Source organism: Micromonospora psammae, from assembly GCF_036902725.1.
Taxonomy (GTDB): domain Bacteria; phylum Actinomycetota; class Actinomycetes; order Mycobacteriales; family Micromonosporaceae; genus Micromonospora.
On record NZ_JBAKHM010000002.1, the window covers coordinates 535,806 to 547,493 of the forward strand.

9 protein-coding genes are annotated in these 11,688 nt (G+C 72.9%); 3 read left to right on the forward strand and 6 right to left on the reverse strand.

Features of this window, described 5'->3' with window-relative positions; translation table 11 throughout:
• Positions 1 to 279 precede the first annotated feature (279 nt).
• Positions 280 to 1,971, forward strand: coding sequence for a hypothetical protein (locus V6U79_RS05840; RefSeq protein ID WP_334521469.1), 1,692 nt, complete (start codon positions 280 to 282; stop codon positions 1,969 to 1,971).
• 132 nt (positions 1,972 to 2,103) lie between these two features.
• Here V6U79_RS05840 and V6U79_RS05845 read toward each other — a convergent pair whose 3' ends face one another.
• Positions 2,104 to 3,753 (reverse strand): FAD-binding dehydrogenase, encoded by a 1,650-nt coding sequence (locus V6U79_RS05845; RefSeq protein ID WP_334613772.1) that lies wholly within the window; start codon positions 3,751 to 3,753, stop codon positions 2,104 to 2,106.
• Between the two features lie 95 nt (positions 3,754 to 3,848).
• Between V6U79_RS05845 and V6U79_RS05850 the strand changes: the two genes are divergently transcribed.
• Positions 3,849 to 5,033, forward strand: coding sequence for a PucR-like N-terminal domain-containing protein (locus V6U79_RS05850; RefSeq protein ID WP_334521466.1), 1,185 nt, complete (start codon positions 3,849 to 3,851; stop codon positions 5,031 to 5,033).
• A 99-nt stretch (positions 5,034 to 5,132) separates the two neighbouring features.
• Here the strand turns inward: V6U79_RS05850 and V6U79_RS05855 are convergent, their stop codons facing one another.
• A complete protein-coding gene (locus V6U79_RS05855; protein ID WP_334613774.1) occupies positions 5,133 to 5,957 on the reverse strand; it encodes a phytanoyl-CoA dioxygenase family protein in 825 nt (274 codons plus the stop codon).
• 129 nt (positions 5,958 to 6,086) lie between these two features.
• On the opposite strand from V6U79_RS05855, the gene V6U79_RS05860 reads away from it, so the two are divergent.
• Positions 6,087 to 6,929 (forward strand): helix-turn-helix transcriptional regulator, encoded by an 843-nt coding sequence (locus tag V6U79_RS05860; protein WP_334613776.1) that lies wholly within the window; start codon positions 6,087 to 6,089, stop codon positions 6,927 to 6,929.
• 463 nt (positions 6,930 to 7,392) lie between these two features.
• Here V6U79_RS05860 and V6U79_RS05865 read toward each other — a convergent pair whose 3' ends face one another.
• From V6U79_RS05865 to V6U79_RS05880, 4 genes are read right to left on the reverse strand one after another with little or no spacing between them, the layout of a single operon-like run.
• Positions 7,393 to 8,076 (reverse strand): HD domain-containing protein, encoded by a 684-nt coding sequence (locus V6U79_RS05865; protein WP_334521458.1) that lies wholly within the window; start codon positions 8,074 to 8,076, stop codon positions 7,393 to 7,395.
• A 25-nt stretch (positions 8,077 to 8,101) separates the two neighbouring features.
• Entirely contained in the window at positions 8,102 to 9,439 is a 1,338-nt protein-coding gene (locus V6U79_RS05870) for an NCS2 family permease (protein WP_334521455.1), read from the reverse strand.
• The gene (locus V6U79_RS05875; RefSeq protein ID WP_334613777.1) at positions 9,436 to 10,236 is read right to left on the reverse strand and encodes a hypothetical protein; all 801 of its coding nucleotides are present in this window, start codon (positions 10,234 to 10,236) and stop codon (positions 9,436 to 9,438) included. The genes V6U79_RS05870 and V6U79_RS05875 overlap by 4 nt, the downstream gene beginning before the upstream one ends.
• Before the next feature lie 29 nt (positions 10,237 to 10,265).
• A complete protein-coding gene (locus V6U79_RS05880) occupies positions 10,266 to 11,666 on the reverse strand; it encodes an MFS transporter (protein ID WP_334613778.1) in 1,401 nt (466 codons plus the stop codon).
• Positions 11,667 to 11,688 lie beyond the last annotated feature (22 nt).

The window sequence follows — 11,688 nt, forward strand, 5'->3', positions numbered from 1 at the left end:
CGCTACGGTCCACGCGGTGACCAACCGACCGCGGCTACTCAGTGGCGGTGCGTGTCGGGTGAGCACGGATGATTCGCGTTGTGGCGCGGCAGGGGCGACCCGACGCACCCGGCGTCGTATTCGGAATCTCCAATTCGGCCCGCGACCTTGTAGCATGCGGCGGACGACGGCCGGCAGCCAGAGCGCGGCTCTGGTACGACTCGGTGGGCGGCTCTGCCGGGTCGGGCGGCTGCGGCGCCGGTCAGGCCGGGGCCGGAGTGAGAGAGGAACCTGCTCGGCGTGTTCCAGGAATCGGACCGGACCCGGATGGCCGGCGGAAACTCAATTGGCGGGGCACCAGGCGCTGACCGGCCGGAGGCGTGGGACGCGGAGCTGGCCAGAACGGTGCGGCACGTCGCCGTGCTGCGCACCGGGTTCTACGTTGTCGTGCTGCTGGTCGCCCTCGGCGGCCAGGTGTCCGGGGCCATGGAACGGCTCGGCATGCCCTGGTACGTCGCCCTTCCCGCAGTTGGAGCGCTGGAGCTGGGCGGCGTTGTGGTGCTGGCAAACGCCGATGTACGCCGTCGACTAGGCGAACGAGCAATGATGTCCCGCGTGTTGTCGGCCGGCATCGCGACCGCCGCGGTCGCCTTCAACTGGCTGGCTCACAGCAACCACCTCGAAGGCGGTTTCTACGCGGGCATGTCCCTGCTCGGTTATCTGGTGTGGCTGATGAACACCGAGAACCAGCGGCGGGACCGGCTGCGCGCCGTGCGGCAGCTGCCACCCACGACGCCGGCCTACGAACCGGTCGGGCACTGGTTGCGACGCCCGTGGCTGACCCGCCGTGCCCGCTCGCTGGCCAAGGCCGACCCCGGCCTGGGGCTGTACGGGTCGCTCGACGCGGCGCGCGCGCAGATTCGCGCCGAGCGGCGGCAGGCGGCGCTGAGCAAGGTGTTGCACCGCAAGATCAGTCGAGCGCTGGACGCCACCACCGCGGACATCGCCGTGGCGGTGTACGACCTCGACGAGATCGCGCGGCGACTGGCCGAGCAGGCGGACTACGACGGGCTCACCGCGCTGATCGCCGCCGATCTGGCACCTGCGCGCGTGCTGGCCGGGAACCTGCCGGTACGCGGCCGCCGGCGGTGGTGGCGTCGGCGCGGTCAACCCGACCCCGCCGCACTGGCCTCGGCCGCGCGGCTGCTCGCCGACGCCCCGGAGCGGTTGCTCGCCCACGCCCCCGAGCCGCTCGCCGTCGCGGCCCCCTCGCCGGACGCCGCACCCGCGGCGGACGCAGCCTCCCGCGGCTCAGCGCGGCCAGAGTCGGCCGGGGACGCCGTGCAGCAGGCGAGCGCCACCGAGCAGGCGGGAGACGGGGCCGAGCGACCGGGATCGGAGCGGTCCCCGGCGACGCCGCACCGCACCGACCGGCAAGTGGAGCGGTCCGGAAGCGCGGGCCAGCTCACCTCGACCACGGATCAGCCCGAACCGCCCCGCGCCTCCGACTGGGCGGCCCTGCACGCGGAAATCGCCCCGCTCCTGCCGGCAGCCGCACCGCGCCGAACGCCACGCAACACTGCAGGCCGGTCGGCCACCAACCGGGCGGAGGCGCAGCCGGCCACGGACGCGCCAGGCTCGGTCGCGAAGCCGGCCGACACCGCGCCGCCCGCAACGGCCCGTAGCGCGGCTCCGACGTCGCGAGCCGCCAGGGGACAGGCACGTGTCGCCCGAGTCGCTGACCCGGCGGGTGAGCCGGGGCCGATCGCGTCCGTCACGCGAGAGCTACCCCTGGTGGCCGGGCGGGACCTGCCGGACCTGGTGGACACCGCGGCGAGTCGGACCACGCCACCCGTCGCGGCCCCCGACGCCGGGGAAGGAACCAGCGAGCAACGACCAGCTTCGCGATCACGGCAGCGCCCGGTGGGACGACGCGGCCCGGCGACCGGGCTCGGAGACCGTCCGGCGGCGGTCGAGCACCCGGTCGGCTGAGGCCGGCGTTTCAGGGCGTCGACCCCCCGCGCGCAGAGCGCGAGGTCTCGGCCGCGGGCGGCGAACTCCCGGGCCATCCGGGCGCCCAGTCCGGCGCTGGCGCCCGTGATCAGGATGTTCTCTGTACGCCCATCAGCGCACCGCCGCCGCGGCGGCCCGGCCGGCGATGCGGCCGGAGAACAGGCAGCCGCCGAGGAAGGTGCCCTCCAGCGAGTTGTAGCCGTGCATGCCGCCGCCGCCGAACCCGGCGACCTCGCCCGCGGCGTACAGTCCGGGCAGCGGCTCGCCGTCCACCCGCAGAACCCGGCCGGCAAGGTCGGTCTGCAGCCCGCCCAGGGTCTTGCGGGTGAGGATGTTCAGGCGTACGGCGATCAACGGTCCCGCCTTGGGGTCGAGCAGCCGGTGCGGCGTGGCCACCCGGACCAGCCGGTCCCCGCGGTAGGCGCGGGCCCCGCGAATCGCGGTGATCTGGGCATCCTTGGTGAACGGGTTGGTGATTTCCCGATCCCGGGCGACGATCGTACGTTCGAGGTCGGCGAGCTGGATGAGCGGCTCGTCGGTCAGCTTGTTCATGCCGGTGACGAGTTCCGCGAGGGTGTCGGCGACGACGAAGTCGGCGCCGCGCTGCTTGAAGGCTTCGACCGGTGCCGGTGCGCCGGGACGGATGCGGCCGAGGACCTGACGGACGCTGCGCCCGGTCAGGTCCGGGTTCTGCTCCGAACCGGAGAGAGCGAACTCCTTCTCGATGATCTTCTGCGTGAGCACGAACCAGCTGTGGTCATGGCCGGTGGCCATGAGGTGCTGCAACGTGCCGAGGGTGTCGAAGCCGGGGAAGAACGGCGCCGGCAGTCGGCGGCCCTTCGCGTCCACCCACAGCGACGACGGGCCGGGCAGGATCCGGATGCCGTGCCCGGGCCAGATCGGGTCGAAGTTGTGCAGTCCCTCGACGTAGTGCCACATCCGGTCGGGGTTGATGATCGTGCCGCCGGCGGCCTGGGTGATGCCGAGCATGCGGCCGTCCACGTGCGCCGGCACACCGGTCACCATGTGCTTCGGCGGCTTGCCGAGCCGGGCCGGCCAGGCCTCGCGGACCAGATCGTGGTTGCCACCGATGCCGCCCGAGGTCACGATCACCGCTGGGGCGCTGAACTCGAAATCGCCCACCGCGACCCGCGAGCTGGTCACGCCGCGTGCGACCGCGCTGGGCTCCAGCACGGTGCCGCGGACCCCGGTGACCACACCCGCCGTGGTGAGCAGACCATCCACTCGATGCCGGAATCGCAGCTCGATCCGGCCGCGGGCGACGGCCTCGCGGACCCGGCGCTCGAACGGCTCGACCACGCCGGGACCGGTGCCCCAGGTGATGTGGAAACGGGGCACGGAGTTGCCGTGGCCCTCTGCCCGGCCGTCGCCGCGCTCCGCCCACCCCACCACGGGGAACAGCCGAAGACCCATCGCGCGCAACCAGGCCCGCTTCTCGCCCGCGGCGAAGTCGACGTAGGCCTCGGCCCACCGGCGCGGCCAGTGGTCCTCCGGCCGGTCGAACGCGGCGCTGCCCAGCCAGTCCTGCCAGGCCAGCTCGCGTGAGTCGCGAATGCCCATCCGCCGCTGCTCCGGCGAGTCGACGAGGAACAGCCCGCCGAACGACCAGAATGCCTGGCCACCGAGATTCTGCTCGGGCTCCTGATCGAGCAGCACCACTCGCGCGCCGGCATCCGCTGCCTCGGCGGCTGCGACGAGACCCGCCAGGCCGCCACCCACCACAATCACATCTGTGTCCACCAGCCCAGCCTTACGGACCCCATTGCCAAATGGGAGTTGTGCAGTGACGAAAATCTGGGTGGCTCTTATCACCGGTGTGACAAAGCGAGGGACCCGTGTCGGATGCCGTCCGCGACATCGAGCCTCGGCTCGCCACCCTGGGCACCCATGTCGGCGAGCACCTGAGGCGCAGCCGCGACGCCCTGCACGCACGGCTGCTGGACACCGTTCGCGCGGAGATGCGGTCACAGGGTCGCTCGCTGACCGGCGACCAGGGGCGCGGGCTGTCCCTGGGCGTGGAGACCGCGGTGACCGAGTTCGTCGAGGCCGTCGCCGACCCGGCCCGCGACCTCGAACCCACCAGGGCGGTGTTCCGGGCCCTCGGACGCACCGAGTTCTTCGAGGGCCACCAGGTCGACGCGCTGCGCGCCACCCTGACGATCGGGGCCCGCGAGATCTGGTCGTTCCTGGTCGAGTCCGGCGTCGACCGATTGTCCCCGCAAGAGCTCTATGTGCTGGCCGCCGCCCTGTTCGGTTACGTCGACGCCCTCGCCGGGTCCGCGGCCGAGGGCTACCTGCAAGCCCAGCAGGACACCTCACACGACTGGGCCGTGGCCCGCCGGCGGCTCATCACCCTGCTCGTCCAGGCGGACCCGCCGGGCGATACCGTCCTGCGCGCCGCCGCCCACGCGGCCCGCTGGCCCCTGCCCGCGTCAGTGGCCGTCGCCGCCGTCGACAGCGGCGACGCCGACCACCTGGCACGCGCCGTGGGCGGCGGCACCGTCGCCACGGTGATCGACAACGCCGTGCGGCTGGTTGTCGCCGATCCCGAGACGCCCGGGCGCCTCGCCCGGCTGCGGCACGTTCTCGCCGGCCGGCGCGCCGCGCTGGGCCCGAACGTCCCGCTCGCCTCGGCCCGGCAGTCGTACCGTCTGTCCGCGCGGGCCCTGCTGTTGCAGGGCGCCGGACGGTTGCCGGCCGATCACCTGCTGGTCTGCGCGGACCACCTGTTCGAGCTGATCACGCAGTGGGAAACGGGGCTCACCGACCTCCTCGCCGCACAGGAGCTGGCGCCGCTTTCTGAGCTGCCGAGCGCCACGCGGGAGACCCTGGCCCACACGCTGTACGCCTGGTTGCGCGCTCAGGGCCAGGTGATCCCCACGGCGGCGGCGCTGCATGCGCACCCGCAAACGGTCCGATACCGGCTCCGCACGCTCCGACGGCTCTTCGGCGCCCGGTTGCAGGACCCTGATGCGCGGCTGCGGTTGCACGTCGCCCTGGAACACCGGCTCGCCCGCTGAGGCGCACCGACGCCCGGCCACCGGTAGCCCGGTGCTCTCCGGTCCGCCCGCCGGCACCGGCGACGCGGCCGATGACCGGCAACCCGCGGCTGGCCGGGCTCAGCCGGCGGTCGGCAGGAGGGGATTCAGTTCGGTCGCGGCCACGTCACCGGGCCTAGCGCCGGGCAGCCAGGTGGCCAGGTCGTTGGCCTGCGCCGGGTTGGCCGGCGGGGTGACGGTCAGGCCGTCGGCGAACCAGATCACGGTCATCACCTCCCGCATGCCGCTCGACGCGTTGGGCAACGCCTTGTGCACGGTCCAGCCCGAGTGGAAGGTCGCGTCTCCGGCCGCCATCGCAGCCGGCGCCGCGATCGGGAACCGCCGGTCGGAGACGAGCCGTTCGAAGTGCTCCTCGGAGGCGTCGGAGATGACGACGTCACTGAGCGGACCGGCGGTGTGACTGCCACTGGCGAAACACATGCCGCCCGCCTCGGGACTGACGTCGACCAGCGGCATCCACATGGTGATGCACCGATGCCCGTCCAGCGGCCAGTACATGGCGTCCTGGTGCCAGGGCGTGTGACCGCCCTGCGGCTCCTTGAACAGCGCCTGGTCGTGGTAGAGCCGAACCCGCTCCACGCCCAGTAGCGCGGCGGCCACGCCCGCGAATCGGCTGGCCAGGCTGAACTCGGCCGCCGCCGGGTCGTGCCGCCACAGATTTCCGACCTGCAGGAACGCACGACCGTAGGTGTCGCGCTGGTCGATCGGCTTGTCCTCGGTGCTCAGCCGCCGTACGCCGTCCGCGATCACGTCACGGAAGGCGGAGACCTCGCTGGCGTTCGCGACGCCGCGCAGTCGGATGTGACCGTCGCGCCGGTACGACGCCAGGTCTGCGGCGGACACCGGGTACGGGCTGGTCAACGGCGGCAGGTGAGTGAGGGTCATGGCGGAACTTCCCTTCGCTCGGTGATGCTGTTTCGTCGTGCCTTGCTGTACCGACAGCCCACCAGACGGCTGATGGCCACTCCCGGAACGACCTGGCAGGAGGGGTACGTTGTGGTCTACCGTCCTGGGATGGCACCCGCCGCAGAGGTGGTGTCCCGACTCGGCGTCGCGCGTCTCGGGCACATACGACTCGCGGGGCGGATCGAGGGTGGAACCGGGATCCCGAGCCGTGCACCCCGCAGCTATCCGTCCTACGCCCTGACCTACGTCACCGCCGGGGCCGGCCGGTACCGGGACGCGACCCATGACATCCCCGTGGCACCCGGCACGCTGATCCTCGTCTTCCCGGGACTGCCGCACTGGTACGGCACGGCAGGCGACGCCACCTGGGACGAGACGTTCCTCGTCTTCGACGGGCCGTTGTTCGAGCTGGCCCACCGGTCAGGCGTCGTCGATCCCGCCCGACCGGTGCACACCGCGCTGCCGGTGGCCCTGTGGCAGGCACGCTTCGACGACTTCCGCCGCCGCCCCCGTGTCTCGTCGCCGGAGGGCGGCGACAGCGAGGGGTTGGAACTGTTGGGGCTCATCGTGGACGCGACCAGCGCCGCCGGCAGGACGATGGAAGGCGTGCAGGCTGGCTGGTTCGCCCGCTCGGTGGAACTGCTCGAGGGTGACCTGGAGACGCACCTGGGCATGCCGGAGGTGGCCCGAGCGGTCGGACTGCCGTACGAAACCTGGCGTAGAGCCTTCCGTGCTCGCGCCGGCGCCGGTCCACAGCAGTACCGGAACCGGCACCGGCTGGACACCGCCGCGGAACTGCTGCAGCACACGTCGATGAGCACGAGAGACATTGCCGCCGTCCTGGGATTCAGCGACGAGCGGCACCTCATCCGTCGCTTCCGCGCCCGCACCGGCATGACCCCCCGGCAGTTCCGCGACAGTCGGCACGGTCGAGGGGCGGGCCCGAGCTGAAGTGCCAGCGCATCGGGCCGAGCAGTGGTTCGACGAGCGGCGTCACTTCTACCTGATTCCACGCGGGCCTACTGCCCGCCGGTGTACGACACCATCGATGAGGCGGGTCTCGGGGGCTGGATCGGATTGCCGGGGTAGCCGTTGGGGGAGGGGAGCGGCCCGCCGGGGAGCTGGACCCCCTCGGAGTGTCGGCGGCCAGCTGGGTTCGCTGGCGGCGGAGACGGCCGGCGCGACCGGCGTGCGCATCGAGGTGCCGGGGCTGGCCGAGGTGGTGGCGCGCGGCGGCGCGAGCCGGCTAATGACCGAGGCGCGCCGGCTCACCACCGCGTTGAGCGCCTGACCCGCTGGTCGGCCTGGAACGTCGGTCGGCCGGGACACCCCGGCCGACCGGGGTCGACCCGGCCGCGTGAGCTCACGACAGGGATACCCATGCTGAGCATGGCGTCGTCGGTAGCCGAACCGCTCACGTGGCCGCCTCGCCGGCCGTTGTTCCGTCGGCTGCGGCGGCTGTTACCCAGCCCCGCGCGGCGCCGAGGTCGATGAGGGCCTGGCCGTACCGCCACAGTTCCGTGGAGGCGTCGCCGATGACCGACTTGCGGTCGCGCACCACGGCGTCGGTGACCCCCGGCGTCTTCCACGTCCCACCGCGGCTGTTGAAGTTGAGCAGGAGCGGCTGGAGCCGGTCCATCGCCTTGGCGAAGCGCGCCTCCGGCGTGGCCCGCTGCTCGAACTCATCCCACAGCGCCCGGAACTCGGCGGCCTGGTCGGCGGGAAGCAGGTCGAACAGCCGGTCCGCGGCGCGCTGCTCGCGCTCGGCTTGGTCGGCGCAGGCGGCCGGGTCGTAGAGGAAGCTGTCCCCGGCGTAGATCTCCACGAGGTCGTGCACCAGGACGAGCGCGAGGGTCCGGGCGACGTCGATCGGCTCGTCGGCGTACTCGGCGAGCAGCAGCACCATCAGGGCCAGGTGCCAGGAGTGCTCGGCGTCGTTCTCACGCCGGTCGGCGGCGAGCAGCGGGCTGCGCCGCAGCACAGTCTTGAGCTGGTCGACCTCCACGATGAAGCGCATCTGCGCGGCGAGCCGCTCGGGGATGCCGGTGGGCTGCTCGACTCGGTCGGCGATCAGGGGACCAGTGGTGTCCGCCGTCATCGGTCTGCCTTTCGGGAGTGCGGGATTAGCGGGCCACGTACTGCAGGACGACGCTCAGAGCCAGCAGTACGGTGGTCACGACCATGACGAGATTAGGCCGTACCCGCCGGGCGGCGCAGGCGCCGAGTTGTAGGAGGAACCCGACGAGCATGGCCTGGTCGATCGCGGAGGTGGCGACCGTGACGATGGCCATCGCCGCGAGCGTGGCAACGTCCAGTCCCGGCATGGTGCGCACCTCGGTCGGGGTGGGCAGCATCTTGACCGCGACGAAGAGCAGTGCGCCGGTGGTGGCCTGCACCGGGATGTAGGTGAGCACGGGCGTGGCGACGAGGCAGGCGATCAGCAGCAGGCCGGTGACGGCCGAGGCGATGCCGGTGCGAGCGCCGGCGCGGATGCCGACCGCGCTCTCCACGTACGCGACGTAGCTGGTGGAGCCGGCGACGGCGCCGACGGTGGTGGCGGTGCCGTCGACGAGCAGCGCCTGGCGCATCCCCGGCACCTCGCCGTCGGCGACGATGCTCGTGCGGGCGGACAGGCCGAGAACCTTCGCGACGCTGCCGAAGAAGTCAAGCGCGAACAGGATGAGCACCACGCTCCACGCTTTCGGATCGGCGATGGCCCCGAGGTCGACGGCGAACATGGCGTCGAACCAGCCGCCGGCGTCGCCGCCACCGGCGGGCTGGGTGAGCCCGGCGTAGGCGGCGTAGCCCGAGGCGGCGGCGATGGACGCGAGTACGGCGACGCGCAGCTTGAGCCGGTCCGCCACCAGGGCTACGGCCAGCCCGAGGTAGCAGGCGATCGCGGCCGGCGAGGTTAACGACCCGACACCGGTGACGCGGCCGCCCTCGGCGGTGACGATTCCGGAGATCTGCAGGCCAATGAGGCCGATGAACACGCCGACCGCGGTGGCCAGGCCGACGCGCATGCCGGCGGGGATGGCGTCGATGACGGCCTGCCGCAGCCGCAGCAGCGTCACGACGACCATCGCGACGCCGGACCAGAAGACCAGCCCGAGGGCCTGCTGCCAGCTGAAGCCGAGCACCGCAATGACGGAGAACGCCACCAGGGCGTTCATCTCCATGCCGGGGGCGACGGCGAACGGCAGCCGCGCCCACAGCCCCATGGCGAGGGTGGCCAGGCCGGCCACGACCACGGTGGCGAAGAACGCCGCCTGCTGCGGGATGCCGCCCTCGGCGAGGATCGCCGGGTTCACCACGACGATGTACGACAGGGCCAGGAACGTCGAGACCCCGCCGAGAAGTTCGGTGGTCAGACTGGAGCCGCGGGCGGTCAGGCCGAAGTACCGGTCCCAGGCCGGCACCTGTCCCATGGCCGGCGCGGCCGGCTCCTGCGTCGTGGTCACCGCGACACCGCCTGACGGTCGGCTACGCCGCTGATGGTGTCCCCGACGTCGCCGAGCACCAGCCGGGCGGGGTCGCCGGGGTCGACGGCGTAGAACCGGTCGTTGAGGACCCCCGAGACGTGCCCGACGTGCACCGTCGTGGCATGCCGGAGGCGGTCGGCGTACCGGGCCAGGGCGAGGGCGCCGGCGGCGGTGGAGTGGCTGGTGAAGATGTCGACGCGGGCACCCGGGGCGGCGGCGAGGTGCAGCGCCGCCATCAGCGTCACCCCGGAGGCGACGACGCCGTCGATCACCGCGACCCGGCCGTTGACGGTCGCCGGTGGTCGGCTGTCGAAGCCCACCAGCAGGCCACCGCGGACGGCGATGCGCTTGGCCTGCGGTGCCCACGCCGATGCCGCGCCGGGCAGGCACCCCAGCCGCTCGGCCAGGATCCGCCCCTCCCGCTGCGGCGCGATCACCAGGTCGGCGCCCCGGCACGCCACGACCGGCGAGACGGCCAGCCGTCCGTAGATCTCCTCCAGCGTGTGCAGGTAGCGGGCCTGGTCGTCGGCCGACTGCGTGGCCAGGTTCGCCACGCGGGTCAGCGAGTCGACGTGGTCGGCGACGGCCGGGTCGGTGTCCGAGGCCTGTACCACCGTGCCCGGCAGCGGGCCCTCGGCGTGCAGGTCGGCCAGGAGTGCGGCGTCGAAGAAGACGAACGTGGCGAACGTCGTGTCGAAGCGCTGTTCGTAGGCGGCAGCCGCCGCCAGCAGGTCCGCGTCCCCGTCGACGCGGTCGATCACCGTTGCGATGGTCACCGTTTGCCTCCCCTTGAGCGTGCGGACGATCAGTTGTCGGATGCCGAGCGCGCCCCGGTGAGGACCGCGGCAGGGGCGCGCAGCATCGCCGCCGCGACCGGCACGGTGACCGCGGCGATCAGCACCGTGGCGAGGAAAGCCCGGCGGAAGTCGGCGGTCTCGGGCGCGGGGCCGTGCAGCAGCACCAGCAGGGCCAGGCCGATCGCGCCGCCGACGTACTGCGTGGTGGTCACCAGCGCGGCGCCGGTGCCGTTGGCGGTCTCGTCCAGGTCCCGGGTGCCGGTGATGAACATGCCGGTGAAGGCGAGCCCCTGCCCGAGGCCGGACACGACCAGCCCGGGCAGCACACCGGTGAGGTAGGCGTGCTGAGCCAGGCCGAGTGTCAGCAGCCCGAGCCCCACCGCGCCGACGCCGAAGGCCACTATCAGCAGGCGGCGCAGACCCCAGCGGCCGGCCAGCCGCCCGGCCAGGCTGTTGCCGGCCACGATGGTCAGCGTCAACGGCAGGAACGCCAACCCGGCGGCGAGCGTGCCCATCCCCATGTCCCGCTGCAGGTACAGCGTCACCAGGTAGAACTCGGCGCCGAGGCTGGCCATGTACAGGGCCGCCACCACGCACGCGGCGCGCAGCGTGGCGACCCGCCACAGCCCCACCGGCACCAGCGCACCCGGGCGCCGCGACTGCAGCCCACAGACCGCCGCGCCGAGGACCACCGCCACGACGGCCCAGCCGGCCACGGCGCTCCAGGACGGGCGCTCGGCGGACGCCTGCGTGGCCGCCACGACGAGCGATACCACGGCGGCGGTGCCGAGCAGCGCCGCGGTCGGGTCCAGGCGTTGCCGGGCCGACGCGGCCCCGCCCCGCAGCAGCCCGGCCGCCGCCGCCACGCAGATCGCGTTGATCGGTACGGCTACCCAGAACACCCAGCGCCAGGAGAGCATGGCCAGCACGGCGCCGCCGACCACGACGCCGAGGGCCAGCCCGACCGCGCCGGTCGAGCCCCACACCGCCAGCGCCCGGTCCCGCGCCGGCCCGGCCGGCCATCCCCCGTTCAACAGGGCCAAGGTTGCGGGTGCCAGCAGCGCTGCCGCCAGGCCCTGACCGACGCGGCCGGCGAGCAGCAGCGCCCCGTCGTCGGCGGCGCCGGCCGCCAGCGACGACAGCGCGAACAGGGCATGCGCGGCGAGGAAGAGCCGGCCACCGCCGACGGCGTCGACGAGCCGCCCGCCCAGCAGCAGGAAGCCCGCGAAGACGATCGCGTAGGCGCTGACCACCCACTGCAGCGTCGCGGTGCTGAAGCTCAGCGCCTCGCCGAGCGAGGGCAACGCCACGTAGACGATCGAGAAGTCCAGCGCGACAACGAGTTGGGAACAGGCCAGCGCGAACAGCAGCCGTGACGAGCCCGGACGCGGCGCAGCGATGTCCGACAAGACGTGCCCCCGTGACGTACGT

Bases quoted from the DNA above. Each gene is read 5' to 3' on its own strand.
- V6U79_RS05855 (WP_334613774.1), bottom strand. From the start codon at position 5,957: ATGACCCTCACTCACCTGCCGCCGTTGACCAGCCCGTACCCGGTGTCC.
- V6U79_RS05860 (WP_334613776.1), top strand. From the start codon at position 6,087: ATGGCACCCGCCGCAGAGGTGGTGTCCCGACTCGGCGTCGCGCGTCTC.
- V6U79_RS05865 (WP_334521458.1), bottom strand. From the start codon at position 8,076: ATGACGGCGGACACCACTGGTCCCCTGATCGCCGACCGAGTCGAGCAG.